This window comes from Streptomyces pallidus (ex Mingjun et al. 2026) (genome assembly GCF_051550185.1).
In the GTDB taxonomy this organism is placed as follows: domain Bacteria; phylum Actinomycetota; class Actinomycetes; order Streptomycetales; family Streptomycetaceae; genus Streptomyces.
The window spans coordinates 41,038-67,926 of the sequence record NZ_CP196182.1; the positions used below are offsets into that span (position 1 = coordinate 41,038).

Below are 26,889 nucleotides of genomic sequence, written 5' to 3' on the forward strand. Positions count from 1 at the left end.
AGGACGAGCAGAGCCCACCGTTTGCCGACGTTGATTCTCGACACGGGTTGTCAACAGTGGCGACCTGCGGAAACACTCTGGCCGGCGCGTACGCCGGCGACGAGCGGCAGTACGAGGCCGACGGCCCCAACCCATGTCCGCTCAGGTTGGGGCCGTCGCGTTCTCTCGCCGCCAGGGCCGGTCACTCCGGGGAGTCGGGCTCGGGCTGCGGAGCGTTCCGTGCCCTCCTCCTCTTGATCCATCGCCAGGCCGCGACGGCCAGGCCTACGAGGACAGTGGCGACGACGTTGCCGGCGACGTCGTGGATGAGGAAGGCCTGCGCGGCATCCACCTGCCCACGCGTCAGGACCGTTACGGAGCCGACCTGAAGGGCGGCTTGAGCTGCTGCTTCACATGTAGTCATGCAAGCAGCAGACCGCTTCGAAACCATGGGATCCCAGCGATTCAGATGCTCCCGTAAACACCCGGACGCAGAGAGCCGCAGGCCGACCAGATGCGCGTTTCGTCAAACGGCCACACCGTTCAGGAACGTTCAGCTGAATCCGCCTCCGTTCAGCCTTGGCTGCCCTAACGTGGGCTGTCTCGCTCTAACGCGATGCCGGGAGGGGCAGTGACGCAGGGCAGTGTCGAGATGGACCCGGACGACGCCGAGGCGATCCGCGCCTACGAGGAGGCGCTGCGGAGCTTCGCGATCGACCTGACCCGGTTCCACATCAATTTCGGCGCCCCTTCCTACTCGCAGCTCGTCAAGGCCTCGGTGCGGCCGAAGCTGACCAAGGCTGGCGTGAACGAGGCGTTCTCGGGCAAACGGCTCCCCTCCCGCGAGGCGCTGGCCGAGCTCGTACGCGTCGTGTCAGCCCCTCCGGAATCGGATGGACCGAGCCCCGTCTTTTCCCGGCCGCAGGCAGGGCTCATCGCCCAGTGGCGCGACCGGTGGGTGGAGGTCAAGTTCCTGCAGCGCCAGGCCCAAGCACCCTGGAAGCGTGTGCGGAACACCGCCCAGGAGCTCCTGGAACAGGCCGTGCGAGACGCAGAGGAAATACGCGCTGCAGCGCACGCACAGGCCGATCAGATCGTGGCCGCTGCACGCGCGGAAGCCGAAGTCCTCTGGGCATCGGCTGTCCGCGCCTTCGTGCTGACCAAGGGCTCGGATAGTTGGCTCGATCCGTCTTTGCGCACCCTCCACGTCGACGCAAAGGAACTCCTGCCGGCTTGGAAGGCCGCCGAGCACGAGTACTCCTTGATCTTCACCGGCAAGAGGAAGTGGGACTTCACACCCCCCTTCTGGACCGCAGTCCCGAACCCGACGGTCCTGATGCCCGAGGATGGTGGCCCGCTCCCGGTGGCCAGGCTGGAACCTGGCACCTGGTACCTGGCCGTGGAGTGGCGCGGGTCCAAACTCGTGCTACAGACCCGAGACAACAGGCGGGGCATCCTCCACGACACGATCGGCATCCAGAAAGGCTGACCTCCCGCTCCAATGCCCTGTTGTCGTAGGCCAGCGCGGGTAGGAGGCCCGAGCCTGTGCCGCCTCGGGCACCGTCAAGGGCGCCTTCGGCGTCGGCGCTTCGCGCACCTGGACTGCCCGGTGTGACCCTGTTGCTGGCCGCTATCGGGCGGCTTCTCCGCTGTGGAGGCCGGCGAGCTACTAGGCCTGCGGGGGTGGTCGGGGCACTCCGCGAAAATTCCTGGAAGTACGTGTCGTCCGAAGTGGCGGCTGCACGCACGAAGGGGGTGAAGGCCGATCGAAGGACGGTCGGCCCCGCCCCAAGGGGGAGTGTGTGAACAGCAACAACATGCCCGACTGCCTCGGCTGCTCCGACGAGTCCAACCGCCAGCAGGTGGTGTTCCCGACGGCCCCGGACGGCACCCGGATCGAGACGCCGACCGGCCTGTACGGGGACAAGAACCGCTGGTGCAAGCCCTGCTGGATCTTCAAGGACCCCTTCGAGCGGTTCGAGTTCCTGTACGGCCGGCGGCTGCGGAGCTATACCCACGGCCGACTGCGCCACGTGCCCGGCGGCGCCCGGGAGATGGCGGTGGACGACGTCACCTCGGAGGTGTTGGAGGTCCTGTGGCGGCGCCGGGACCGGATCGAGGTACCCGAGCGGGCGATGTACCGGACGGCCTTCCTGATCGCGCAGCGGCGCTTCCCCCTGTCCTCGAAGGAGGCGCCGATCGAGGCCGCAGCCGTCGAGGAGGACGTCGAGGATCCGATGGATGAGGTGATCAACCTCATCCTGCTGGAGGAGGAGCTGAAGAAGCTCCCGCCGCGGACGCGCCAGTACCTCTACGACCACAAGGGCTTGGGCGAGTCCGCCGAGGAGGTCGCCACGCGCCACGGGGTGAAGAAGAGCACGGTTACGGAAAGCACTCGCCGCGGGCTCGCCGCAGTCCGACCGACGTTCACTGAGATCTCCTTCTACATCGCGCTGGTCCAGGCGATCCGTCAGATCATCGAGTGGCTGGTGATGTTGCTGATCCACTGAGCGGCCTCCTGACCAGTGTCGGGCGCAGAGTAGATGTCAGCGTGGCGCGGGGTTCTGTCAGCGGCGCCGGAGAGATGTTTCGGCATGGCGCAGGGTCAGCAGTTCACGGTCTCCGTACAGGCCGGCGACGAGTTCTCGGACCTGGCTTTCAGTTTCGAGTCGGCTGCCACGAAAACGTCAGCCGGTCGGTACCTCCAGACATGGGGCACCGACCGGGCGACAAGGCGAGCGGGCTCAACACTCCCTGTTCGGCCTGTCCCCATAGGGGAAGCTCACGTTGCCGCTGTACACCCACGACCGCCAGTCCCAGGCGTAATACCAGACATGCCCGTAGTCGTTGACGTGGTAGCAGCTGGTCATTGCCCAGCCTTGGTTTGGCTCCTTGTAACCACCGCACTCGGAATACGGCCCGGGGCGGAAGGTAGTGCCCGCCTTGTAGTGCATGTGACCTGGGCCGTCCGTTCCGCTCGGATCCCAGTTGCAACGGGCTGCTGCCTGTCGAGATGAATCAGCGGTTGCTGCGGACGCCGTGCTGATCAAACTCGTGACAGTCAAGCCGAGTGCGAGGGTGGTCGCTGTCACAACGCCGCGTAAGTGCACGATGCATCCCTTCGGGTTGAGATGAGTCAGCCCGGACTGTAGTGGTCGCCTTTGAGGCGGCGGTAGGTGTTCGGACACCCTTGATGAGGAATGGCCGATTCACCTTGTATCGGCTGGTCTGGCGGTAATACAGCCTGCGGATGCTCCCCGAGTCTGTCGTGCGCAGGGTTTTGCCGCCGCGGACATGGTCACCCGCGGCGGACATGGTCACCCGCGGTGACCTGACGCGACGTCCTCCCCGACCGCGTACAGCTTGCGGATGCTCTCCAAGCCGTCACCAACTACTGACACGGACTCTGCGATCCCACTTTCTTAACCCTGCGCACCCACTGGCATCCACCCTGCGCACGACAACCAGCAGACCGCAGCCTGCGAAGGAGGTAGGTGCACGCACGCCCTCCCCCTGGTCTACCTCCCCTACCTGCCTACAAGATCAAATACAGCGGATATACAAAGGGGGTTACCCTCGCGGCCGCTCCCGCACGGCGAGGTGATCCGCCCCCCGAGTGAGCGGGTACCGGTCGTCAGCGGCCACGGCAGCTGCGTACGCCCAAGCGCGGCTTGACCTCGCCCAACCAGCGGGACGCGTCCTTCGTCAGCAGGCGGGCTGCCGCCTGGTCCACCCGGTCCAGGGCCTCCTCGACCGCGCTGCCGGGTCGGTCGGAGCCTTCTTGACAGCACCCCGCTTCTACCCTCATATGGCGAAAGCCGACGTCTCCGGACATCGGCTTCGCGCAGGGTCGTGCGCCAACACGGACCTGCTAATCCCCTGGGCAGCTGTGGTTGGAGCCAGTAGCAATCAGGGCGCCACAACCGGCTCCGGGTAGCCCGGTCCGGTCGTTCTTAGGTTGAGTTTGGCGATTACGCAGGTCAGCCACAACCTTTGACGCCCAGTGGAGCGGCTGTTTCGTGGGATGTAACCGTGAGCCAATTCGTCTTGGTCGCCAGGGGGGAAGCCGATCACCCCAGGCTGACAGGACAAGACGAATGCAGCGGCACAGATCATGGGCTGGGACGGCTTGCGAGCCAACACAGATGGGTGCACACGGATTCCCTGATCGCCTGGAATGCTCGGAGGTGGACTGCACCCATGGGGTGGCGCCAACCGCCCCGCGGTCCACGGGAAATGGAGCCAGTAGCACCGTCCGGCGGTCCTTGGGTCGCCGGACGGGCTCAACAGCAATCAGGAGAGCCTAATGCCGGCCAAGTGCGCATCCGCACTCGCAACGCAGGCGCCGCAGGTAGAGACCGCGGCGACCGACCCCGGCCGTTTCACCATCGCGCACGCGATCGTCTTCACCGCGTTCATCGCCTCGGCCTCCGTCCTCGTCGTGCTCGGCACGCCCGTCCAGGACATCCTCATGCTGCTCGGTGGCATCGCCGGAATCGCCGCGCTGGCCACCAGTAAGCCCCGCCCCGGCGCGATGCTCCGGCGGGTCTTCAGCGCGGCCATCAACCCGGGCAAGTAAGGGGACCGCGATGGGACGCCCCGAGAAGCCGGTCGACCAGACCGTCCCCGAACTCGCCCGCCTCGCGACCTTTCTCCGAGAGGAGCGGGCGAGGGTAAAGAAGAGCTACGCCGTACTTGCCACCTGTTGCACTGAGGTGTCCGAAGCGACGCTCAAGCGGGCGGCGGCCGGTACGGTCCTGCCCGGCTGGCACACCGTCGACCAGTACCTCCGTGCCTGTCATGTCCAGGGTTCCCAGCCCGTGTACGTCAGGCGCAACGGTGAGGCCTTCTTCACGGACCGATACTCCGCTGACTTCCGGGAGACTCTTTCCCGGGCTCGCAGCCTCTGGGAAGAGGCCAAGAGTGCAGTAGTCAGCGGTGTAAAGCCGCGCCCCCGTCCGCTTCCGACGTGCAGGTTCGTGTACGACGAGGCGGATCTCAGCGCACGTCTTCGCGAGCTGCACGAGTGGGCCTGGTCGCCCTCGGCGCACGTGATGGAGGCGCGTGGTGGCGACTACGGGGCGCTCCCCCACAGCACTGCGCACCGAATCATCAAAGGTCAGACCATCCCTGGACACCTCAGGCAGATGGAGGGGTTCTTGCGTGCCTGTGGTCTGCCGGAGTCGAGGTGGAAGAGCTGGATCGCGGCCTGGGGGTCGACGAAGAACAAGCGGCTTCTCGACACCTTCATGAAGAAGCTGGATTACATCGTCGAACAAAAGAGTGAGTTGGCCGCGTAGAACAGCGGCTCCCGGACGGCGACGTCCGGGAGCCGTCGCCTTGCGGAGCGGGAAACGACCTCAGGGCCGAGGCCTCCGCTGCCGCGCGACGGAGGCGAGTGGTTGGGGTGTAGGCGGCAGCCGGGCAGCCTGTTCGGCTGCCGGTATCCGGCCGCCGGTAGCCGTGGCCACGCCCTGCGGCCGTCTGCGGGTCGACTGGTCGGGCGCCTGATCCAATCCAGCCGGAGGCTGAAAGGGGCGTCTTCTCCCCCGATGTCGATCCAATCCGCCGAATCGCTCAAACGGGTGAAAACCGGCCCTGGAGGGGACTGCGATCCATTGGAATCCGTTCCGCACTTGCGCCCGCGTTGCCGTCCCCCGAGACCGCCACCCGCGTCCGAACCGAGCTGGCCCCCGTTCTGGACCGGCCCGAGGCGCGCACCGCCAGCTGACCGTGTGCGCACAGGTCCTCCAGGCCCAGGACCTTGTCGACTTCTACGCCGAGCTGGCCGGCCCCGTGCGGGAGCACTTGGCCCACCTCGCCGCATTCGATGCGGCAGGCACGGCCTTCAAGGAGGAGCGCTGGTGCACGTCACTCCTCATCGGATCTGTTAAGCCTAACAGGGGTAACCGGGCTGGATGGCGCAAGAGGTGACTCTCTCGGGCACGGTCGCGCTCTGGGCGCCGTGCCGCGAGGTCTGCCCTGCCGCGGGCCGCTACCCGCGCGGCCGTATGCTCCGCTGGAGCGCGGCCGGCACCCGCACGAACTGAGTACGCCCGGCCACCGGCTCCAACACCGCCACCTTGATCTCTACCGGGGCCGCAGCCGCGATGCGCTCCAGCCACGCCCCGCTGTGCACCAGCACTGTGACGCGCGCCGGCCACGCCCCCAGGGCCTCGGGCCGCGGGCAGACCACCCCCGCCAGCTCCTGTCCTCCACCCGCCCGGGACGGAGTGCAGGCCACCAGGCCGTCCCCGTAAGCGGGGCTGGTGGAGGTGAAGGACACGTCCTTTCCCGAGGCCGGGCAGACAATGGCCTTGAACCGGTCCCAGCGCGCCGGGGCCAGGGCAGCCCGCTCCAGGAACGGTGCCAGCCCTATGCCGAACGCCCCCGCAAAAAGCGGGGGCGTTCGGCATAGCCGGGTGGTGTCAGGACCCGCCCTGGCCCGCTGAGGAGATCAGGGCGATGAGGACGAGGAGGCAAATGGCGAGCGTGATGACCTGCTCGGCGTCCCAGCCCTGACGCACGACGAGGACGACGATGGCAGCCACGACGTAAGGCCAGGACCGGCGCGGCGGAACGGAAGAGTTAGTTGCGGGCATGGCAGATCTCCTGTGATCGTCTGAATGGCTGGAGACCCACCGTGATCGGTGATGTGATTGTCCGCCGCGAGGGGTTGACGTCCTCGCAGGTCGATGTTTGTTGATCGGGTACAACCCGCTGGTTGTGCCGGGACAACACGAGTGCGGGGACGAGATGGGGCGGCCTTTAGGGGCGTTGAGAGGCCGGACCGAGCAGGCGAACGAGCTGGCCATGTGGCTGCGCAAGATGACTGTGGGCAAGGGGGTCCGGACGCTGGAGGAGGACTTTTCCTACAGCACGACCTCCTGGAGCGAGTTCCGCAGTGGCAGCCGGCTGCTGTCCGAGGAACTGCTCAGGGCCGTGGTCGAGAAGTACATCCGGCAGCCGCAGATGGGCCAGCGGCAGCTGGCAGAGGGGCTGCGCCTGCTGGAGGCAGCCCGCAGAGCCGAGGCCGTCCTGGAGAGCAGAGATGCCCCTCCGCCCCTGCCGGTGCCCGGCCCGGAGCCGCGTGGTCATGATGTCCTCTCCCAAGCCCTGCTGCGGCTGGACGATGCCAGGCTCCGGCAGATCGAGGCCCTGCAGAAGCTGACCGCCTCCGAGCGCCGACGTGTCCAGTTGGAGGACATGGTCTCCATACTGCAGGAGCGCTGCACCCTGCTGGAGGGCGAACGGGACCGGGCCCGAGAGGACGCCCGCGCCGACTTTGAACGAGAACTGGAGATGTCCCGGGAGTACCGGCGCCAGGCGGACGAGAAGCTAGAGCAGGCCCGGCGCGCGGAGGAAAAGGCCTACCAGCTCCGACTCGCGGCCGAGCAGCAGGTCTCCCAGGAGCAGATCGCCCTGAGCCGGATCGGCGAGGCCGCGGCCGATGACCCTGCGGACGAACCAGGCACCGGCCAGGACCGGCTCGGCCTTCCCCCGCTCGACCAGATCCGCGATGTCCTGCAAGCCGCCCAGGAACAGCTCGATGCTCAGGACGATGAGCTGAATGACCTGGAGGCCCTGATCGGACTTGACGAGGACGAGGAAGCTTCCTCCCGGCCGGGCCCGGTCTTACTGGTTGTCCCGGGACAACTGCGGGACAACCCGGCACAACCTCAGAACGAGCAGGAGAACCCGCCTGACCATAGGGGGTTCCTTAGTCCCATGCCGCGCGGACGCCTCGCGGACAGCCGGGAGCGGGGCTTCGAGCCGGTGGAGGTGAGTAATCGTGCTGCCGCCGGCGAGCCTGCGCAGGCTTCTGTGCCGGCGGGTAGCACCGCTGCCCTTTCGCAGGAGGAATTTCTGGGGGGCCTGGCCCAGGTCGCCACTTTGGAGGAGTTCGCCGCGCACCTGCGTGGGCTTCGCCTCCGCGCAGGCGGAGCAGTGACGGACTCGCGGCTCGCCGAGATCGCCTTCGGACTGACCGAGAGTGCGCACGCGGAGGCCATGGTGGCCGGCTGGTTCACTGGAGAGGCCCTCCCCCGCCGCTGGCGTCAGCTGCACCCAGTCCTCGTCGAACTCGGGGCCGACATCCTAGAGACCCTTGCATTCCGGCATGCCTGGACGGCCATCGGTGGCGGGCCGGTACGGCCGGTGCGGGTTGTCGCTCTGCATCCGTTGATGGGCCTGCGGAGACGTGAACCCGATCCTCTGGGCGCACCAGTGGGGTGGATCACCGATGCGGTGGGTTTTGTGTTGATGGCGGCCTTGTTCATGGCCTTCTCGGCTGGCGTTGACGCCGATCCCGGTCCGCCAGTGCTGAAAATGATCGCCTGTGGCATAGGCCTGCTTCTTCTCGAGATCGGCCTGGCCGTCAGGAAGAGAGCGTTCTTCGGTCCCTACGCGGTCTTGGCCGCAGCGGCCTTGATGTGGGCCACGGGTGGCGATGCCGGGGGCCGCTGGTTGGCGGGCGCCATCGGCCTGCTCTAGCCGACGGTGCCGGACCGAACTGGTCAACCGCTTTGGACGCAGGGTGGGTCTACTCGTCGGGGTGTTGGGTGCGGCGCCGGTCGCGGCGTGCCCGCCAGTGGCGGTCCAGGTTCTTGGCGACGGTAACGGCGAGCGCGGCGCCGAGGCCACCGAGGAACTCGGGGAGGGTGGCGCGCAGGAGGGTGGCGAGCTCGTCGTACATGGGCAGTCCGGCGCGCACGGAGCCGGACCCGCGCCGTACTCCTCGTACGCGTGTCATACCCGGTCGTTCGGCACACCGCCCCCGGCTCGCCAGGCGGTAGAGGTCTCCGGGTCCGGGTTGTTCCGTCCCCTAGGGTGCCGTGCCCCTGCGATGCCTCCGCACGGACGGCGACCAGTCTTCTCCCCCGAGGCGCGGTTGTGGGGTCGGTTGCCGGTTCCTCCGGATAGATCACGAATGCTCCGGAAGGCCGCCCCGGAGGGGTATCGCGTCGGATAAGGTCTCCTTATCCGACGCGACAGAACGGGACATGACGACCGTTCACCCAGCGCGCCGGAGACAAGGGAGGGAACCCGCCGCATGGCCGCCACCGAGCCCCTGCGCTACGCCGTCGACGTCACCCCGGACGACGTGGCCGCGATCACCGACTTCCTCAGAGACCGGCTCATCCACCACCGGCCGTCATGGGGTATCGACACCGAGGAGTACCGAACCAACGCCGCCCTACGCACCGCGGTGCCGAGTTTCACCGGCTCCCTCAGCTACGCGTTCCGCGACAAGGTCGTGGCCGAGGCGCAGGCCGACGATCTCAAGAGCCTGCAGCGCATCCAGAGGATCTCCAGCGCGTGGAACGACCTCGTCGCCGTCGCCTCCGAGTGGAAGGACAGCGAGGGGTTCGACTCCACCCGCTGGTGCAAGGTCCGCTTCTACGACGCCGAGGACGAAGAGAGCTTCCGGCAGTGGGAGGAGAAGGAGAAGGCGTCGGCGGCCGAAACGGCGGCCTTCGTCTCCGAGTACCGCATTCCCGGCCCCAGGAACGGCGGGCAGACCGCCGGCGAGTTCGTCGTCGCCCGCGACCCCGATGACCCCGACCGGTGGGCCGTCTTCGAGGGCAGCCCCCAGGGGCGCCACTGGGACGGCACGGCCTGGCAGCACGCCCGCTTCACCGGGACTGGTCCGTACATGTTCGGCCGGGCGACGGCTCTGGCCACGGCGCACCAGCACGTCGGCCGCGACGTCCTCGAAGAGGGGAAGGAGGAAACGAAGTGACGATCACGGGCGAGGTGGTGGCCCCTGTCGGTGTCGCCCAGCCGGGCGACACCGGACGGGTACCGCCGGACCGGGCAGTCGCCGAGCGCCAGGCGCTCATCGAGCGGTGGGCCGAGCGCCACGGCGTCGACGCCGCGCGGCGCCTGGCCGAGGCCGAGGACCTGGCTGACGCCGTCGCGAAGGAGATCACTCCGGAGAACACCGTCGACACCTACGCCAAGAGCTGGCGGGTGTGGACGCGGTTCTGCGCCGTCACCGAGCTGCCGGAGCTGGAGGGCTCCCGGGGCGCCCTGGTGGCGTTCGTGACGTGGATGCTGCGCGAGGGCCAGCAGAACGGCAAGGGTTACGCCCCCAGTTCGGCCTCCACCCACCTGGCAGCCGCCGTCGTCGGGCTGCGCCAGCGCGGCGTGAAGGTCTCCGGCGACGACCAGGCCGAGGCCCGCGCCGCACTGGAGGGCCTGGCGGTCAAGCTCCTGCAGGCCGGGGAACGGCGCGGCCGCGGACAGGCGGTCGGCGGCGACATCGACGGCCTGCGGGCCATCGCCCGCGCCTGCCCCGACACCCTCGCGGGCGACCGGGACAAGGCGCTCACGCTCACCGGCTTCCACTACGCCAGCCGCTCCCAGGACCCGGCCGGACTGCTGACCGGCGACGTCACCCTGCACCCGCGCGGCTTGGTCGTCGCCGTGCTCACCGGCAAGACCAAGCACTCGGTGCGCAACGCGAAGATCCGCTACGCCGACGAGGTCGAGATCTGCCCGGTGCGCGCGTACACCGTGTACCGCACCCGCCTGGTCGCCGAGCACGGCCCGCAGTGGGCCGACCCGTTGACGCCGACGTTCGTCGGCATCGACCAGTGGGGCCACGTCACCGGCGGCATGGGCCCGGACTCCGTCACCCGCGCCATCAAGCGGATCTCCACCCGGGCCGGGGTGCCGATCGCCTGGACCGGGCACTCCCTGCGCATCGGCCTCGCCTCCGTCGCCCGCCGCAAGGGCCGCGACGGCATCGCTATCGCCGACCAGGGCGGCTGGGCCCGGCACTCCCGCTCGATGCTCGGCTACATGCAGCGCGACGACGGCTGGGACGACAACGCCTCCGCCGGCCTCTCCTGACCCCGCACAGCTCAGCCCCGGTTAGACCTATCGGAACCAACAGGTCTGACGGGGGCTGACGTGCGTCCAGAGGGTCGCGCGGCCGCCCGCTCCGGGATGCCTCAGTCGCGGCGTTCCCCTGCCCGCTTCTCCAAGCGGTTGCGCCGGCGTTCCCACCACCAGTCCCGGACACGGAGCCGAACACGGGTGAACCGGCTGTCGAACACGCGAAAGCCCGGGTCGCTGAGCCGAACCAGATCCTGGTCGACGCCCAGGGACAGGTCGAAGAACTCGCCCTTCTGAAGTTCCTCGTAGAGCGCGATGCCGCTGATGACGACGGTGTTGATCGGCGCCCTGGCCCCGTAGACGTCTCGCTTCTCGTCCGGCATCAGGTTGAGTTCGGTCTCGGCGTCGTCCCAGTCGAGCATCGGGGGGACCGGCTGGTACCCGATGTCGTTCACTCCCACATACCAGCTGCGGTAGCCACCCGGGTTGCCGAAGAAGTGCTCCTCTAGGTAGCCGTACCTGCGGTTCCCCACCCAAGGGCGGTGCTGCTCAGGCCGGGCGAGGGCAGAGAGGAGCGTCTTGCCGAGGCGGATCCGGGTATCGCCGACGAGAACGCGAGGACGGAACCACCAGCTGGTGGTGGTGATCCCGTACATGACCACAGCGTCCTCCTCGCACCAGGTGACCAGGTACCCCAACCACGAGAGGCGCCAAGTCCGTACGGTGAGCTCGACCTTCCGGTCCTCGTCGGCTCGCTCGACCTTTGCCTTCCGGGTCTTCTTGGTTGCCTCTGCCTCTGGGTCGGCGAGCCGAGTGCAGGTCATCGTGGACTGCCACTTCGGCTCGCCGAGCAGTGCCTCGACGTAGTCGTGCCGAACGCCTGGGGCGATCTTGCGGAGCTGGGCTATCAGGTGCCAGCGGTACCCGAGGGTCAAACGCCACACCGCGGGGACCCATTTGACGATGGTCACGACGGCGACGAGAACTCCGGCTAGCTGCCAGATGTTGAGAGTGGTGGTGTACGTCACCGCTGCAGAATGCCGCAGTCCTCCTTGTCCAGCCGGGGAGTGCGACGGCCAGCAGCCCGGAGTACCACTGGCCGCCCGGGCCGGTGACGGTGAGCTGCTGACCGTCCAGGACGGCCGACCACAACGGGTGCGGCGCGGCCCCAGCCGTCGCCGACGTGCGCCGGACCGGCGGCAAGCTGCTGCGGGTAGACGACGGCCGGGCGGCCGTGGATCAGCTCCGGCCGCGCGGCTTGGCCGCGGTAGGCGGCGAGGGTGCTGTCCACGCTGATCTACGTCCCCTCGGCCGCCTGTCCGGGCACCAGCGCGGCCCGGGCCCGGGCGGGGGCGATGAGCTGGCGGAGCGCGCCGAAGTAGACCTCGTGGTCGACCACGGCGGGCAGGACGGCTCCGAGCTGCCCGGTCAGCACCGGGACGGCGAGCGGCGGGAGGTTGGTCTCGGCGCAGAACGCTTCCCAGGCGCGCCAGTCGGCGGCGTAGCCGTTGCGGGACTTGTCCGGGCGGTTGTCTTGGACGTGCTTGGTGGCGTCGCGGTCAATACCGGCGAGGCGGGCTTCGGTGGCGGGGGCGACCCGGCCGGGTGCTGGCACGGCCGTCTGACGGTCCGTGGTCCTCGTTGTGACCGACAGATCCGTGTTCGTCATGGTCTCCCCTGAGTGCCTGTCATGCGGCTTTCTGGACTCCGAACAAGTGAGCGGTGAGCGTCCCGCCCGACCTGTGACCCGCTGCCCCCCCACCGTGCCGAGATCGCGGCCGCGGTCCCGGCGCCAGGGCATCTCCGAGGCGCGGGAAGGCCCCCACCGCGACCGCTCCGCCCGGTCGGAGGCGAACTGGTCGACAGCCTGGCGCTGCTCGACCGAACGGATCGTCACGGACCGGCTCCGGGGGCAAGCAGGACGGCCCTAGACTGCGCGCAATTCTGGGGAGTTGGGGGAGCTGGTGGAGCAGCGGGTGATCGCGGGCAGGTATGAGCTGGAGCGGTTGCTGGGCCGGGGCGGGATGGGGGAGGTATAGGCGGCCCGTGACCATATGCTGGAGCGTGCGGTGGCGGTCAAACTGCTCCAGCCCCATGTGGGGACGGACAAGTACGAGAAGCTGTTATTCCGGGAGGCCCGCACGGCGGGGGCGCTGAGCCATCCGGGGATCGTGACCGTCCACGATCTGCACGACCTGAAGCTCATCGCCGTCGACGACGTCCAACAACTCCAACAGGCTCTGGTTGCATAAGCCACTAGATTGGGGTGCGTGGAGAGGCGGGGGCAAAGCTATCGGTATGTGGGTCCGGCGGAACTGAAGCCGCTCGTCAAGGCGGGAAGTGAAGGTCGGAGCATCCGCTCGTCAGCGGACTTCGGCGAGTGGATCTCTGCGCTGGCTCTGAAGGAGTTGGCCGAGCCCTTCACGTTCGTCGTCGATGGCAGCGGGGTACTGCGACTGGCTCCGCGCCGCAGCGAACACGTGGTGTGCGCCGGCGGCGGACCGGTGCTGAGCGCTGGCGAGATGAGCTTCCGCGAGGAGTCCGGACGGTGGGTGGTCGAGGAGGTCAGCAATCAGTCGACCGGCTACTGCCCGGACGTCAGCTCATGGCCAGCCGTGGCCGAGGCCCTGGACCGGATCGGGATCGATCGCCCGTCGGGGTTCACGCACGAGGTGGTCTTCCGCCGCTGCCACTTCTGCCGGGAGCTCAACATCGTGCGGGAGGAGGACTTCGTCTGCATCTTCTGCGGCGGGGAACTGCCGCGGGAGTGGAACATCGGGGAGCCCGGGTGACTGGTCAGACAGCGAAGATCGCCTTCACGATGAGTTGTGGTGGGACTCGGAGTTCTCTTGCGGATCCTGCGGCACCTACTTGGGCGAACTCACTGGTCGGGGACCAGCGCCTGATGATGTCCGAGAGGCCCTACTCGCAGCGCACGGCTCCGTCAGGCTCCGGCTGGTCGGTCCAGTTCCCAGTCTCGTCCCGGCCTTGAAGGTTCTTCGGGAGATCTCGGTGGCCTCTTTGTCGCACGCTCGTGAGCTGACTGGGGAGCTGAGCAACGATGGCCTGGTTACCAACGGCGAGAAGACCGGAAACCAGATCGTCAGCCCCGGGCGGCGCTACCCTGCCCGCCCACACGCTCAACTGGCCAACTAGGTTTCTCAGCCGCGAGTCAGTGGAACCAGACGACGAGGCGCACGTTCTCCGCTCCGTGGATTTCGCTGAGGATGCGCATGACCTTCCAGACTCGGCCCCAGTCGGTGTCGATCCCCGCCGCTGAGGCGCGGGTTCGTGTGCCTGAGGCGTCGGTCTCCTCCCAGTTCGTGGTCTCCAGCTCGGCCCAGGTCAGCCAGGTGGTCCCGTGCACATCGTGGGGGCCGCCGTAGCCGGCGAACTCACCTCGCAGCCCCTCCGAAGCGTCATCCGGAAAGCCACGATCTTCCGCGAGGGGGCGGAAGCCGAAGTAGTTGCGGATTCCGAAAAGGCAGGCCAGGCCGTCGTAGGCGTTGCCCCTGTTGAGGAGGAAGAGATCGATGCCGACCTCCCATACGGAGTCCTCGTCGTCAGGGCCCCACAGACGGGCCCCCGGCCGGCACTCGATCATTCCGCTGACATCTGTCGACATGGAGAGATCCTGCAGTCCCTGTTCTACTCCACCGGCTCGCGCCAGGCGGCGACGAGATCGTGGAAGCGCGAGAAACGAGCGCCAGGTACAGACTCGCCACTGAACCTCTCGCCGTTGAGCCAGCAGATATCGAAGATGTCGGTCTCGGTGTCGAGGAGGCAGCACACACCACCGGTGGTGGCGGTGAGGTCGGTGAACACCTTCCTGACGCTCGCGGACTGCACGAACATCCGGCTCATGCTCGAGGTAGCGGCTGTGAACTGCAGTGACGCAAAGTTCGGGTGCCATGTGGGGGAGAACCTGACCGTCAGGTAGATGTACCCGACCGACACTCGTCCGGGCTCGTCGACCCTGTCGGAATCCCGGAGGAAGAACTCGCGCACCGCGTCGTCGACGCCGATGACGATCGAGGTGTCCAGTTCGAGCGAGCCGCCTGCTGAACAGTCGACCGGTTCGCTCTTGAAGTTCGAGGTGAACGGCACGACCAACTGCTCTCCGCCCGGCAGGGTCACCGGAAGCTGCGGCGTGTCGCAGCCTTGGGGGGCGAGCTCGGCCAGCCGGGTCAGTACCCTCGCAACGTTCCGAGGGGGCATGAAGATCTCGTAGCTGTAGTCCAGCCCCATACCGCCTCGCCTCCCCTGACCTGGACCGGCATCCTTTCACGGGATGGACCGGTGGCCCAGTTGATTCCGGGGCGGCCGGCCGCATCCGGGCGCGGTCAGCAGATGGGAGTGAACATCGGCTCTTCTGCGAAGAGATCAGCTCCGAGCGGATGCACTACCGCCCCGGGTGGTCACCGGGGACCTGGCAGCGGATGAAGACGCCGATCTCACGCGGCTCCACCTGCCGTTCCAAGCTGCCACCTGACTGACGAAGGCACTGACCGCGAGCCGAACGCTCAGGTGGCCAGATCAACCGCTCACCGGCCAACCGAAGCGCTCAGCCACAGGCGTGCACGTCTTCACCGGCGTCGCCGACTCCCCCGCCGCGGCCCTGCGCCGCGCGCACGAGGTGTACGACGCCGCGCTCGCCGCGCACACGGCCGGACTCGAGATCCCCGGCAGGCAGCCGGACCAGTGGGGAGTGGCCGGGCTTCGGCCCGTCGGCTGCCCCGGGCCCATCCATCCCGTACGAGACGAGACGGAGAACCCAAGTATGTCGCCCCTCCTGCGCGTCAAGGGCCGGTTCGGCCAGCGCGCCCTCTTACTGACGACCGCCGCCGTGCCGTTGACCGGCTGGGCGGTCCACGCGGTCACGCTCCACAGGCAGCTCTCCGCCACCCGCCGCGACCCGCTGACCGGCCTGCTGCGCCGCGACTCCTACACCGCCCGCGCCCGCCGGCTCCTGGCCCGCCGCGACGACCTGGCCGTGGTCATGGTCGACGTCGACCGCTTCAAGGCCGTGAACGACACGATGGGGCACCCGGCCGGGGACGCCGTCCTCGCCGCCTTCGGCGCCCGGCTCACTGCGTGGGCGGGCCCGCGCGCGTCCGTCGGCCGCCTCGGAGGCGATGAGTTTGCCGCTGTCGTCCAGGCGCCCGCCGCGCTCCTGGAGCAGCGCCTCGCGCAGCTGGTCTGGATGCTGCACACCCCCGTCGTCCTCGATGACGGCCGTAGCGTCGACGTCGCCGCCTCGGTCGGCGCCGCGAGCATCGGCGTCCTCGGCACTCGCGACCTGACCGTGTTGCAGCGGGCCGCCGACGCGGCCCTGTACGACGGCAAGCATTCCGGCCGCGCCCACCTCGCCACCGCCGCGCACACCACGCTCCCGTCCATCAACGGCCGCCGGGCCGGACGGCCGGGCACGGCAGTCTGGGGGCGGGCGGCATGAGCACCCACACCGGAACCCTTCCGCCGGCGGGCGACTGGATCCGCGGAATCAGCGTCAGGCAACCGTGGACCACCGCCATCGTCACCGGGGCCGCTTTCTCGTTCTGCTCCTCACCAACTACCTGGAGGCACCATGCGTCCGATCCGTCTGACCTCGTTCGGCTACCTGCACCTGCCCACCGGCCCGGGCGGCTCCCCCGTCCCGCCCGCCGCCGACCGAATCGGAGACGTCCGCGACCGACTCCGCGACCCCGCCGCCGCCCGCGACGTCGCCAACCTCGCCGACTACGCCGACCTCCCCGCCGGCCCCAGCCACATCGTCATCGGCTGTGCAGGAGGTAGGCACAGAGTCGTTGACCGGACTACGGAAGGACACGCCGGGCGGATGCGCATCCCCTGCTTGGTCTAGTCGGTAGACGTTGCGGATTCCGACGACGAAGGAGCGCAACGGAGTTGAACGAGCCATCCCGTGACGTCCGCACCATCCAGCTCCCGCGCTGGGGGCGGGTGGCTACAGACCCAGGCGTCGTGCCCTGGCTGGTCCTCGATGAGGAGGGCAAGGTCGTGCAGCCGGTCCGCAGGTTCCTGATCGACTTCATCGCCCGGGACAACCGGACCGGCAGCGTTCGCAGCTACGCCTACGACCTGCTGCGCTGGTGGCGGTGGCTACGGGTTGTCGATGTCGAGTGGAACCGCGCGACCTCGGCGGAGGTGCGGGACTTCGTGCTGTGGCTCAAGGCCGCGACGAAGCCGCGCAGGTCGACGCGTACACACTCCGCGTCGACTGCAGGGACCACGAATCCGATCACGAAGAAGACGTACCTGGATGACCGCTACAAGCCGCGGACGATCCGGCACAGCAACGCGGTACTGCGCAGTTTCTACGACTTCTGGATCGAGTCGGGCGGCGGTCCGCTGGTCAACCCGGTGCCGCTGGCGCGGTCCGACCGACGTCGGCCGCGTGCTCATCACAACCCGCTGGAGCCTTTCCGACGGGGTGAGGGACGCCTGCGCTACAACCCGAAGGTCCCCCGGCGCAGGCCCCGGCAGATGCCGGACGAGCGGTGGAACGAGCAGTTCGGGGCCCTTCGCTCCAACCGCGACCGAGCGATCCTGGCCCTGGCGGTCAGCAACGGCGCCCGCGCGTCGGAGCTGCTGGGTGTCCGCGGAGTCGACCTCGACTGGGGCGACCAGCTCATGCGGGTCGTGCGCAAGGGCACCTTGGCCGAGCAGTGGTTGCCGGCCCGTGCGGAGGCATTCGTCTGGACCCGCCTCTACCTCGCCGAAGGACCGCCGGCCGATCCCCAGCTCCCACTGTGGTGGACCCTTCGCCGCCGGGACCACGGCGAGGGGCTGGCCTACCAGCCCATGAACTACGAGTCTCTGCGCGCGGTGTTCCGCAGGGTTAACGCGCTGCTGGGCACGAACTGGTCGATGCACGACCTGCGGCACACCGCCGCCCTGCGGATGGCTCACGACGAGAGCCTGTCCCTGCGAGACGTGCAGACGATCCTCGGTCACGCCCACCTGAGCACCACGGCCGACGTCTACCTGGTGGAAGAAGAGTCCCAGGTCATCCGACGCGTTCAAGAGCACCTGGCCGAGCTCAAGGAACGGCCGAATCGCCCCGCCCCACCCGTCGCGGTGGGCTACGACGCAAGCGATCTGGAGGTTCTCTTCGGCGGGGGGGGGTGCGGCATAACCCGCCAGGCACCACGCCGCGCCAACTCGATTCGACGAGCCGGGACCGGCCCGACGCCGCCGCGGCGGCTGTTCGTCGAGCATGATCTGAAGGCTGACGAGGATCGCATCGGGCCGCACGACCGGCTCAGCCGGGACGAGGTCCTCGCCCTGCTGCCCACCCTGCCGGCCTGGCCGCAGCGAACGTACAGCCGCGGGGTTGCTCCCGGCACCCGGCGTCTCGCCGGAGCGGCCAAGATTCTCGACTGGCTGTTGACCCACCCCGGGGAGGGCTGGCAGGCACGCTGGCTGGCCGCCGATGCCGACCGCGGCAAGGAGTGGGTCGGCGCCCTGACCGAGGGCGACCCACGCTGCGAAGAGTCCCGGCGCAACGAGATCCTCATGGGCCTGAACCCGGACGCCGGATCAACCAGAGCATCGTCGAAGACGACGCCTTCTGGGCCTGGGCAGCCATCGAGACCCTCCGACACACCGGCGTCCGCGCGGAGGAACTGACCCAGCTGACCCACCTCGCCTTGGTCTCCTACAAGCTCCCCGACACGAGCGAGATCGTCCCACTGCTCCAAATCGTGCCGTCCAAGAGCAACGAGGAACGGCTCTTGCTCGTCAGCCCGGAGCTGGCCAGCGTCCTGGCCACCATCGTCAAGCGTCTACGCGACGCGAACGACGGCAAGATCCCATTGGTCGCCCGCTACGACCACCACGAGCGCGTCACCGGCCCGCAGCTCCCCCACCTCTTCCAGCGCCGGCCCTACTGGCAGGCCCAGGTCTTGAACGAGACCAGCATCAAACGCCTCCTTGACCGCACCCTCGTGGCCACCGGCCTACGCGACGCTGCCGGCGAGCCCCTGCGCTATACCCCGCACGACTTCCGCCGGATGTTCGCCACCGAGGCCGTCACCGGAGGGCTGCCCGTCCACATCGCCGCCCGCATCCTCGGTCACAAGACGCTGACCACCACTCAGGCATACCTCGCCGTCTTCCAGGACGACCTTGTGCGCACCTACCGCGGCTTCCTGGACCGGCGCCGAGCCGATCGGCCACAGGAGGAGTACCGCGAGCCCACCGAGCAGGAGTGGCGCGACTTCCAGCAGCACTTCGAGCTCCGCAAGGTGTCCCTCGGCACCTGCGGACGGCCCTACGGAACCCCCTGCAAGCACGAACACGCCTGCATCCGCTGCCCGGTCCTCCAGATCGACCCCCGCCAGCGTGGCCGCCTCATCGAGATCATCCAGAACCTCCGAGACCGCATCCGCGAGGCCCGCGGCAACGGCTGGCTCGGAGAAGTCGAAGGGCTCCAGGTCAGCCTCGACGCCGCCACCGCCAAGCTCAACAGCCTCACCCGGGCCCCGGCCGACGGCCGACCGCAGCTGGTCGACCTCGGAATGCCCGTCTTCACCGACCAAGCACCCTCACCGCCGGAACCAGGAGAACCCGATCATGCACCCGATACGCCTGATCTCATTCGGCTACCTGCACCTGCCCGCGGCCCCGGACGGCAGTCCGATCCCTCCGGCCGCTGATCCGCAGGCGAGTAGCCGGTCGACCACGCTCCCGGACGGGGCCGGACCCGGGTGGGGCCGGACAGTCAAGTGAAAGACGGCCATCGATCGGCGGCCCACTCCGGCCAGCCCGGCCAACCAGGAGGCGGACTGCCGATTTCATGCCCGCCGAGTTCCGCGGCGTTGGGCTCCTCGAACAGCGTCCTCCAGTGCAAGAGGTCCGCCTCGCTCATCGGGAAGGTCTGATCCGGAGTGGTCGACTGCCGATGGGCGATCCGAGCCAGTTGGGTCTCCAAATCCACCGGCACGTACACGAGGTCGCAAGACGCGCCTACAGACTCCACCAACCAGCGGATGGCGGACCTCTCGTCACGAGACCAGCATCCGAAATCCAAGATCACGTTGGTTCCGAGCCTCAGCGCCTCCAGGGCAAGCGAGAGCAGCCGTCCTTCCAGGACATCGCGCTTCCCGTCCGCCTCCGGCTGACCGAACAGCGGAATCATCCACTCATCAGGCGTCAGCCGAAGCGCGTTGTGCTCCTTGGCCAGATGCCGAGCCCTTGTGGTCTTGCCGGCCCCCGGGAGGCCGACTGTCAGAAACAACGTGGTCACACCCGGATCGTTCATGGAAACCACGGGGAGGACAACTGCTTTCTCTACCGAGATCGCCAGGCCCGGGTCGCGGCCCCCGGCAGAGAGTGACCTCGCTGGTCACGACGCACACTTCTCAGGTTCTCCCCAGTGGATCACGACGCTGCTTACTGATCGTTTCAGAATGAGTTCAGCTGCGGGTCTTGCACTTGCCGATCTTGGTCGGCAGGGTGTCCGGGTGCGTGCTGATCTTGTTCCGGACGACCTGTGGGAGCGGGTGGCCCCGCTGCTTCCACCCGCTCCCGAACGGCGCCGCCGGCACCCCGGGCGGCTCCGCGTTCCGGATCGGGCGGCTCTCGCGGGCATCATGTACGTCCTGCGGACCGGCGTTGCCTGGCGCGACGTCCCAGCCGAGACCGTGGGCTGCTCCGGAGTCACGGCCTGGCGCCGGCTGCACGACTGGACCGAGGCCGGCGTCTGGCCACGCCTGCACGCCGCCCTGCTGACCGAACTGCGCCGCGCCGGCCTGCTGGACCTGGACGACTGCTCTGTGGACGGATCACATGTCCGGGCCCTCAAAGACATCTCAGGGGCCAAGAAGTCAAGCCACCTGCTCGGTCGGAGGTGACAGGAGCGGTGCGAAGGCCGCCTGTTCGTCAAAATGCTGCCGGGTCTTGAGGCAGTAGTGGAGCTGGCCGAGGAAACGGTTCAGCAAGTGCCGTTGTGCGGCGGCATGCCAGTCTCCGTGCTCGCGTCGGCGTCGGTAGTGCGCGTTCGCTCCCGGTGAGGCGGTAAGGGCGGCGAAGGCCCAGCCAGCGTTGATGAGGCGATTGTTCTTGACGAAGCGCCGGCCGACGAACCGCTTCTTGCCGGAGGCCCGGGTGATGGGCGCGGATCCGGCGTATGACTTCAGTGCCCGGGCGTCGGTGAACCGTGCCCGGTCGTCGCCCAGCTCGGCGAGGACGCGGGCGCCGAGCATGGGCCCCAGGCCCGGGAAGCTGAGCAGGATCTCGCTGTCGGTGTGCTGGTGAAAGGCGGCTGTGGCCGCCTCCGCGAGGTCGTCCGCGGCCTCGCAGGTGGCGTCCAGCTGCTTGAGCAGGGCCAGGAGCTGGTGGCCGAAGGCGTCCTCGACGCCGGGCAGCTGGTGGGCGTACTCGGCGCGGAAGACGTCCCGCAGCCGCTCGGCTTCCGCGTCGCAGCCGCGGAGGCGTCCACTGCGTTTGAGGGCGCCCCTCAGCTGGGCGAGGGTGAGCTTCGCGGCCTTGGCCGCGGTCGGGGCCAGAGTAAGGATGACACGGGCATCAGCCCTGGTCAGACCGCCTTGTTTCCCCTGGAAAGCCAGCAGAGCCGCGGGGTAGTACTCGCGTAGGAGCGAGCGGACCTGGTTGGCGACCTGCTGCCGGGTCCAGACGGCGTCCTGCTGTGCTCGGGCCAGGACTGTGATGGCCTGGGCAAGTTCGGAGTCGGCCGGCAGAGGTCGGTGGGCATGCATGTCGGTGCGCAGGATGTTCGCCAGGACCAGGGCGTCTCCCGGGTCGGACTTCTTTCGGCTGACGCCGTGGCGGTCGCGGTAGCGGGCAGCGGCGAGCGGGTTGATTGCGAAGACCCGACGACTGCCGGTGCGCAGGCTCGCGACCAGGAGGCCGTGGCTGGTCTCGATGGCCACCGGTATCGGATCTTCTGGGCTGTCACCGTGCTCGGCCAGGAGGACCAGGAGCTGGTGGTAGCCGGCCGCGTCGTCGGTGATACGGGCCTTGGCGAGCAGAGTGCCGGCTTCGTCGACGAGGGCGACGTCGTGGTGACGCTCCGCCCAGTCGATGCCGCAGAACACGATTAAGCGATCCTCCCAGATCCGTCCGTTTATGCAGGTCACGAGCACATGCGGGTCACGCGGCGCCCTAATCCAAGGACTCGTTGGTCCGCCATCTCAGTAGCCGTTCGCGACACCAGCGCACTCCAGGGGCTCGATCTTTCTGCAGAGCTCGCGGGCTCGCGGATGAACAAGAGGTCGACCCTGGAGCGGGCTCGCGCCGTGACGATCAACGTCTGGCAAGCCGCCGCAAGTTTCGCGGTGATCACGGAGGCGCCGGGCTGCGCCGCTCTTGACAGAGGCCTCAAGGGCCGGGAGAAACGGAGGCATCAGCCCGGCGCCCGCGTCATCACCGCGAGCCCCGCAACGGACAGCGATGCCGCTCTTTGAGGAGGCCTTGACGGCCAGGGGGGATCCAGGCATTCGCTGTCCTGTGCGAGCAGTTGCCTGGGTCGTTGCATGGGCCCGGGCCATCTGCTTACGCACTGGATTAGGAGAAACGCACCCGGGGGAGGCGCGGCATCGCCCCGTCGATGTCGTCCACATCACCCAGTGGGCTCCACTCGGTGGAGCTGGTCGAGCTGGTCGAGCTGGTCGAGAACACGATGGCGGCCACTCCCGACCGGGTGGACTCCACTCGGCGGAGTGGACGCAGGACATCGTCCGTGCGCACCACCGCGCCCGGTGCGCACCATCGGATCCACTCAGTAGCCGGCTTCCCGGCCGCGGGGCGGTCCGGGCTCTGGCGGGCGGTGCGCCTGCTGGTCGGTCCGGCGCCCCGGGTGCGCTGCGTCGGCATCGTCCCTCTTGGCGTAGCGGTCCGTGCGGGCGCGGGAGTCGTCGGCCGCCTTGGTGAACGCGTCCTGGAGGTGGCCCAGCCCGATCAGCAGTGAGGTCGAGGGCTTCCACGTCCGTGCGGGACTCCCTCAAGGCCCGCAGCGCCGTCCTGTCGATCGCCTGCCGGGGTCCGGCCTCCGGCTCCTGGTCGTCGTGCTCGGGGTTGGCGGCCGCGGGCGCGATGAGCTGCTCGGGCATCGCCGCCTGCTGGTGCCGGGCGACGTCGTACGCCCGGCCCCGCAGGACGGTGGCGGTGGCGGTGGCGGTGCGCAGCTTCTCCCGGACCACCGCGCCGGCGAGGACGGCGCGCTCGTACTGCAGCGGGGATGCGGGGGATCTCCCACTCCCCCCGCGTCCTGGCCCAGCGGTCGGACCGGGTCTGGTGCTTTGCGGGACAGCCCTTGGAGAAGCAGCGCTGAAAAGGCTCAGTGCCTCGCCGTACCCAAGTCCCCCACGACCTGGGCGAGTGCCCGGACGGGGGCGGACTCGGTGTCGCTGCGCCAGACCAGGCCCCAGCGCAGGCCTGGCCAGTCGTGAATGGGCAGATAGACGATGTCGGGGCGGGCGTGGTAGCGGGTGACGTGGGCGCCCAGGTTGTGGATGACGTCCCCGGCGGCGACCTGGGTGAACAAGTCGTCCAGGCTCTTGATGACCGGGCTGTGGCGTTCGATCGGGCGGCCGCTGGGGGTTTGGAAGGGCGTGAAGGCGTCCGCCCAGTAATCGGGTCCGGCCGGGCCCTGCCAAATGCCGAAATCGCCGAAGACCTCCAGGGAGACGGATGGCCGGACGGCCAGTTCGTGGTCGTGGGCGACGAGTGCCACCGCGTGCTCGGTGTAGATGACCGGCCCCACCGTGAGGTCGGGCTCCTCCACGGGCAGCCAGGCGACCAGGACGTCGATCTCTCCCCGCCGCAGCGGGCCGAACGCGTCGACGAACGGGTTGTGCCGTATGCGCAGGGCACACTGCGGGTGGCGGGCGCGGAACGCCTCCCAGTAGGGCCGTAGATCGTGGGCGTTGCTGGGCAGCATGCCCACGCGCAACACCTCGGTCGTGCCCCGCGCGGCGAGCCTGGCCCGCTCCACGCTCTCCTGTAGCCCCTGGTAGACCGGTAGCAGGTCCTCGCGCAGTTGCTCGCCCAGCGGGGTCAGCCGCACGTTTCGGCTGGTGCGCTCGAACAACCGCGCACCGACGCCTCGTTCCTGCTTCTTGAGAGCCTGGCTGACCCGCGCTTGCGACACGTGCAGCCGTTGGGCCGTCCTGCCGAAATGAAGTTCTTCCGCAAGCGTCAGGAAGATCTCGATGTCCCTCAGCTCCACCCGTCCCGTCCCCGTCCCCCTCGGCGCTGTGACGACGCACCACGATCCATAATCGGCAGGTTATCCGGCCTTTCGTGATCTCCCGTTGTTCCCCCTCCGGCCAGGCGAGATGCTGAAGGGCAGGCCGGACGACCAACTCGGCGATCAGAGTGAACACAAGGGGGACGACATGTCACAGGGCACCAGACAGACCGTGAGCTGGGACGAGCGGGGGAACTGGGCTCTGAGTGGCGGCGCGGACGGTGGGCTTTCGCGAGCGGGGCTGCAGCGGATGCGCGAGGTGCTTGCCGGTTACGTCGAGTCCGGGGCCGTCCCCGGACTGGTCGCCCTGGTCGGCAGGGGCGACCAGGTGCACGTCGAGGCCTTGGGCACCCTGCACGCGGCTCATCGATCGGATGCTCGATCGGTTGGCCGTTCGGGCAGCGGATCGGACGCCGGACTCCACGGTGGATCGGAGGGCGGATCGCCGGACGGCGGTGGGGCGGATGGCCTCGTCGGCACTGCTCGCGGTGACCGACGATCTGCGGGGGCTGCGGGTGGTGCGCCGATGCGTCGGGACACCCTCTTCCGCATGGCCTCCCTGACCAAGCCGGTCACTGCCGCGGCGGTGATGATCCTGGTCGAGGAGTGCCGACTGCGACTGGACGACCCGGTCGAGACCTGGCTGCCCGAGCTGGCGAACCGGCGGGTGCTGGCGCGGATCGACGCCCCGTTGGACGACACCGTGCCCGCCCGGCGCTCGATCACCGTGCGCGATCTGCTGACCCTGACCTTCGGTTTCGGTCTGGTGCCGGCTCCGCCGGACACGTACCCGATCCAGGTCGCCGTCCGGGAGCGGGGCGTCATCGGTGACGGGACCGCGAACTGGCCGACGGTCGGACCGGACGAGTGGATCAAGCAGCTGGGCGCTCTTCCGCTGATGTACCAGCCCGGCGAACGGTGGCAGTACCACGTCGGCTCAGACGTGCTCGGGGTCCTGGTGTCGAGAGTGGCGGGCCGGTCCTTCGGGGAGTTCCTGCGCGAGCGGCTGTTCGAGCCGCTGGGGATGGTGGACACCGGATTCCACGTGCCCGCCGACCGGATGCACCGGCTTCCCACCAGCTATGCCCACGACCCGGAGACCGGCGAACTCACGACCTGGGACGAGGCAGCCGGCGGCAAGTACAGCCGGCCGCCGGTGTTCGAGGCCGGTGGTGACGGTCTGGTCTCCACCGTCGACGACTACCACGCGTTCCACCGGATGCTGCTGAACAAGGGGAGCCACGGAGGCGAGCGCGTCCTCTCCCGCGCCTCGGTCGAGCTGATGACCATGAACCACCTGACGCCGGAGCAGAAGGTCGAGAAGGACCAGTTCGGTGACCTCTTCGGACGGCACGGCGGCTACGGCTTCGGCATGGCGGTGCGCACCCATCGCCGTGACCTCGCGTCCGTGGGGCAGTTCGGGTGGGACGGCGGCCTGGGCACGACAGCGTACGCCGACCCGGCGGAACGGCTCATCGGGATTCTGCTGACGCAGACGGCCATGGACTCCGCGGACACCCCCCGACTCCACCAGGACTTCTGGACCACCGTCTACCGGACGCTCGACGACTGACCAGGCGCGGGTACCCGGTCGGTAAACGAGTGTTCGGTCCAGTGAGCCGGCGCGCGCTCGACCCGCTCGGACGTGCGGGCGCTCTGCCGGGGCGGCTCGACTGTGTTCAGGCGGCGTGCGCGGGCCGGCGCGGTGTCTACCTCGCCCGTCTTGCCGCCGCCCCGACACAGCAGACCCTTTGGGGCTGTCGGCCCCGCGGTGCACGCTGTCTCACATCGGCGACCCGGTCGGTCGTCTGCTCGGCCAGGGCGGCGAACTGGAGTGCTGGCTTTGCAGGTGGCCCTCGGCTGCGGTACGGGCGAGCATCCCGGACGCGTCCAGCACCGGCGCGGTGGGGCGGGCGTCGGTCAGGTGGGTGCGCGCCTCGTCGAACAGTCGCAGGGGCCTGATCGGTGCGGCCGGTGTTGGAATCGGTGTGGTCGTTGACGAGGAGCCAGTACGGGTTGCCGCCGATGTTCTGGCCCTGCTTCTGGCAGTAGACGTAGAGCTGGTGGTGGGGCTGGATCATCCGGAGAGTGGCTTCCGGTGGGCCGCCGGGCCCGTCGTGATCAAGTTCCGGGGGTCGACAGCCGGGGTGTGGCATGAAGGGCTGGCGGACCGATCGGACGTTCGTGATGTGCCGGGAAGTGGCGGACGGGGCGGACCTGGCCTCGGTCGGCCAGGAGCATGTCGGGCCGCCTGCGGGGTCGGCCAACGCGGCCGGTGACCGGCGGGATCTTGTTCAGCAACGGCATCAGCTGGGTGACGTCGTTGCGGTTCCCGCCGGTGAGCGAGACGGCCAGGGGGATGCCCTGGCCGTCGACGATCAGGTGGTGCTTGCTGCCCGGACGTGCGCGGTCGACCGGGCTGGGACCGCTTTGGGGCCCCGCCGAGCGGCCCGGACGTGGGAGGAGTCGATCACCGCCCGCGACCAGTCCAGCTTCCTCGCCGCCCGCAGCTTCTTCAGCAGTACCAGGTTGCAGTCGGTCCCACACGCCGGCATCGTTCCACGCGGCCAGGCGCCGCCAGCAGGTCATCCCGGATCCGAAGCCCAGCTCCCGCGGCAGGTACTCCCACTGGATGCCGGTATGAAGGACGAACAGGATCCCGTAGAGGGCCTGCCGGTCGGGCACCCGCGGACGGCCCTCCACCCGCTTCGGCGCCGGCTCGGGCAGCAACGGCGCGACAAGTGACCACAGTTCATCCGAGACGATCCACAGCCGCGACCGACGTTTCCCCGCGGCTGGACCCACGACCACCCGAACCGAAAGTCACATGATTAACG

The 26,889-nt window shown here is 68.7% G+C and carries 27 protein-coding genes and 1 pseudogene; 16 read left to right on the forward strand and 12 right to left on the reverse strand.

The genetic code is table 11. From position 1 onward, the window contains the following. Positions 1–181 precede the first annotated feature (181 nt). Positions 182–331: a hypothetical protein gene (locus tag ACSHWO_RS35195; RefSeq protein ID WP_438319397.1), complete on the reverse strand. Its 150-nt coding sequence runs from the start codon at positions 329–331 to the stop codon at positions 182–184. A gap of 279 nt (positions 332–610) precedes the next feature. On the opposite strand from ACSHWO_RS35195, the gene ACSHWO_RS35200 reads away from it, so the two are divergent. From ACSHWO_RS35200 to ACSHWO_RS35215, 4 genes are all read left to right on the forward strand, one after another. After that, positions 611–1,468 (forward strand): hypothetical protein, encoded by an 858-nt coding sequence (locus ACSHWO_RS35200; RefSeq protein WP_438319398.1) that lies wholly within the window; start codon positions 611–613, stop codon positions 1,466–1,468. Positions 1,469–1,781: 313 nt separating this feature from the next. After that, positions 1,782–2,489, forward strand: coding sequence for an RNA polymerase sigma factor (locus tag ACSHWO_RS35205; RefSeq protein ID WP_438319399.1), 708 nt, complete (start codon positions 1,782–1,784; stop codon positions 2,487–2,489). Positions 2,490–4,285: 1,796 nt separating this feature from the next. Continuing rightward, entirely contained in the window at positions 4,286–4,558 is a 273-nt protein-coding gene (locus ACSHWO_RS35210) for a hypothetical protein (RefSeq protein WP_438319400.1), read from the forward strand. A gap of 10 nt (positions 4,559–4,568) precedes the next feature. Further along, the gene (locus ACSHWO_RS35215) at positions 4,569–5,279 is read left to right on the forward strand and encodes a hypothetical protein (RefSeq protein ID WP_438319401.1); all 711 of its coding nucleotides are present in this window, start codon (positions 4,569–4,571) and stop codon (positions 5,277–5,279) included. A gap of 695 nt (positions 5,280–5,974) precedes the next feature. On the opposite strand, the gene ACSHWO_RS35220 is transcribed toward ACSHWO_RS35215, so the two are convergent. Beyond that, positions 5,975–6,265 carry a hypothetical protein gene (locus tag ACSHWO_RS35220; RefSeq protein ID WP_438319402.1) on the reverse strand — a complete coding sequence of 97 codons (291 nt, stop codon included), beginning with the start codon at positions 6,263–6,265 and terminating at the stop codon, positions 5,975–5,977. A gap of 142 nt (positions 6,266–6,407) precedes the next feature. After that, entirely contained in the window at positions 6,408–6,530 is a 123-nt protein-coding gene (locus tag ACSHWO_RS35225) for a hypothetical protein (RefSeq protein ID WP_438319403.1), read from the reverse strand. A gap of 262 nt (positions 6,531–6,792) precedes the next feature. Here ACSHWO_RS35225 and ACSHWO_RS35230 point away from each other — a divergent pair, with 262 nt between their 5' ends. Further along, the gene (locus ACSHWO_RS35230; RefSeq protein ID WP_438319404.1) at positions 6,793–8,472 is read left to right on the forward strand and encodes a hypothetical protein; all 1,680 of its coding nucleotides are present in this window, start codon (positions 6,793–6,795) and stop codon (positions 8,470–8,472) included. 49 nt (positions 8,473–8,521) lie between these two features. Here ACSHWO_RS35230 and ACSHWO_RS35235 read toward each other — a convergent pair whose 3' ends face one another. Continuing rightward, entirely contained in the window at positions 8,522–8,731 is a 210-nt protein-coding gene (locus tag ACSHWO_RS35235) for a hypothetical protein (RefSeq protein WP_438319405.1), read from the reverse strand. A gap of 300 nt (positions 8,732–9,031) precedes the next feature. Between ACSHWO_RS35235 and ACSHWO_RS35240 the strand changes: the two genes are divergently transcribed. Continuing rightward, positions 9,032–9,721: a hypothetical protein gene (locus tag ACSHWO_RS35240; RefSeq protein WP_438319406.1), complete on the forward strand. Its 690-nt coding sequence runs from the start codon at positions 9,032–9,034 to the stop codon at positions 9,719–9,721. Next, entirely contained in the window at positions 9,718–10,836 is a 1,119-nt protein-coding gene (locus ACSHWO_RS35245) for an integrase (protein WP_438319407.1), read from the forward strand. The genes ACSHWO_RS35240 and ACSHWO_RS35245 overlap by 4 nt, the downstream gene beginning before the upstream one ends. Before the next feature lie 101 nt (positions 10,837–10,937). Here the strand turns inward: ACSHWO_RS35245 and ACSHWO_RS35250 are convergent, their stop codons facing one another. Continuing rightward, positions 10,938–11,849: an ETEC_3214 domain-containing protein gene (locus tag ACSHWO_RS35250; protein ID WP_438319408.1), complete on the reverse strand. Its 912-nt coding sequence runs from the start codon at positions 11,847–11,849 to the stop codon at positions 10,938–10,940. Positions 11,850–12,118: 269 nt separating this feature from the next. Then, on the reverse strand, positions 12,119–12,490 hold the full coding sequence (locus tag ACSHWO_RS35255) for a hypothetical protein (protein WP_438319409.1): 372 nt from the start codon (positions 12,488–12,490) through the stop codon (positions 12,119–12,121). A 400-nt stretch (positions 12,491–12,890) separates the two neighbouring features. Here ACSHWO_RS35255 and ACSHWO_RS35260 point away from each other — a divergent pair, with 400 nt between their 5' ends. Both ACSHWO_RS35260 and ACSHWO_RS35265 read left to right on the forward strand, forming a co-directional pair. Then, entirely contained in the window at positions 12,891–13,073 is a 183-nt protein-coding gene (locus tag ACSHWO_RS35260) for a hypothetical protein (protein ID WP_438319410.1), read from the forward strand. 18 nt (positions 13,074–13,091) lie between these two features. After that, the gene (locus tag ACSHWO_RS35265) at positions 13,092–13,613 is read left to right on the forward strand and encodes a hypothetical protein (RefSeq protein WP_438319411.1); all 522 of its coding nucleotides are present in this window, start codon (positions 13,092–13,094) and stop codon (positions 13,611–13,613) included. A 380-nt stretch (positions 13,614–13,993) separates the two neighbouring features. On the opposite strand, the gene ACSHWO_RS35270 is transcribed toward ACSHWO_RS35265, so the two are convergent. Both ACSHWO_RS35270 and ACSHWO_RS35275 read right to left on the reverse strand, forming a co-directional pair. After that, a complete protein-coding gene (locus ACSHWO_RS35270; protein WP_438319412.1) occupies positions 13,994–14,446 on the reverse strand; it encodes a hypothetical protein in 453 nt (150 codons plus the stop codon). A gap of 23 nt (positions 14,447–14,469) precedes the next feature. Then, positions 14,470–15,069, reverse strand: coding sequence for a hypothetical protein (locus ACSHWO_RS35275; RefSeq protein WP_438319413.1), 600 nt, complete (start codon positions 15,067–15,069; stop codon positions 14,470–14,472). A 532-nt stretch (positions 15,070–15,601) separates the two neighbouring features. Between ACSHWO_RS35275 and ACSHWO_RS35280 the strand changes: the two genes are divergently transcribed. The 4 genes from ACSHWO_RS35280 (at position 15,602) to ACSHWO_RS35295 (ending at position 19,499) form a co-directional block, all read left to right on the forward strand. Further along, a complete protein-coding gene (locus tag ACSHWO_RS35280) occupies positions 15,602–16,276 on the forward strand; it encodes a GGDEF domain-containing protein (RefSeq protein WP_438319826.1) in 675 nt (224 codons plus the stop codon). Between the two features lie 132 nt (positions 16,277–16,408). Continuing rightward, complete coding sequence (locus tag ACSHWO_RS35285; RefSeq protein ID WP_438319414.1) at positions 16,409–16,684, forward strand: RapZ C-terminal domain-containing protein; 276 nt, start codon at positions 16,409–16,411, stop codon at positions 16,682–16,684. Positions 16,685–16,803: 119 nt separating this feature from the next. Continuing rightward, positions 16,804–18,471, forward strand: coding sequence for a tyrosine-type recombinase/integrase (locus tag ACSHWO_RS35290; RefSeq protein WP_438319415.1), 1,668 nt, complete (start codon positions 16,804–16,806; stop codon positions 18,469–18,471). Next, a complete protein-coding gene (locus tag ACSHWO_RS35295) occupies positions 18,393–19,499 on the forward strand; it encodes a tyrosine-type recombinase/integrase (RefSeq protein WP_438319827.1) in 1,107 nt (368 codons plus the stop codon). Before ACSHWO_RS35290 ends, ACSHWO_RS35295 begins: the two co-directional genes overlap by 79 nt. Positions 19,500–19,564: 65 nt before the next feature. Here the strand turns inward: ACSHWO_RS35295 and ACSHWO_RS35300 are convergent, their stop codons facing one another. Next, a complete protein-coding gene (locus ACSHWO_RS35300; protein ID WP_438319416.1) occupies positions 19,565–20,089 on the reverse strand; it encodes an AAA family ATPase in 525 nt (174 codons plus the stop codon). 217 nt (positions 20,090–20,306) lie between these two features. Between ACSHWO_RS35300 and ACSHWO_RS35305 the strand changes: the two are divergent. Next, positions 20,307–20,648: pseudogene (locus ACSHWO_RS35305) on the forward strand (transposase); the annotation flags it as partial. A 21-nt stretch (positions 20,649–20,669) separates the two neighbouring features. Here the strand turns inward: ACSHWO_RS35305 and ACSHWO_RS35310 are convergent. Then, entirely contained in the window at positions 20,670–21,920 is a 1,251-nt protein-coding gene (locus tag ACSHWO_RS35310) for an IS110 family transposase (RefSeq protein WP_438319828.1), read from the reverse strand. Between the two features lie 491 nt (positions 21,921–22,411). Between ACSHWO_RS35310 and ACSHWO_RS35315 the strand changes: the two genes are divergently transcribed. Further along, a complete protein-coding gene (locus ACSHWO_RS35315) occupies positions 22,412–22,771 on the forward strand; it encodes a hypothetical protein (protein WP_438319417.1) in 360 nt (119 codons plus the stop codon). Between the two features lie 369 nt (positions 22,772–23,140). Here ACSHWO_RS35315 and ACSHWO_RS35320 read toward each other — a convergent pair whose 3' ends face one another. Further along, positions 23,141–24,031 (reverse strand): LysR family transcriptional regulator, encoded by an 891-nt coding sequence (locus tag ACSHWO_RS35320; RefSeq protein WP_385839396.1) that lies wholly within the window; start codon positions 24,029–24,031, stop codon positions 23,141–23,143. Between the two features lie 271 nt (positions 24,032–24,302). On the opposite strand from ACSHWO_RS35320, the gene ACSHWO_RS35325 reads away from it, so the two are divergent. Continuing rightward, positions 24,303–25,625, forward strand: a complete 1,323-nt coding sequence (locus ACSHWO_RS35325) for a serine hydrolase domain-containing protein (RefSeq protein ID WP_438319418.1) — start codon at positions 24,303–24,305, stop codon at positions 25,623–25,625. Positions 25,626–26,173: 548 nt separating this feature from the next. Here the strand turns inward: ACSHWO_RS35325 and ACSHWO_RS35330 are convergent. Further along, entirely contained in the window at positions 26,174–26,857 is a 684-nt protein-coding gene (locus ACSHWO_RS35330; RefSeq protein ID WP_438319419.1) for an IS5 family transposase, read from the reverse strand. Positions 26,858–26,889: the final 32 nt, after the last annotated feature.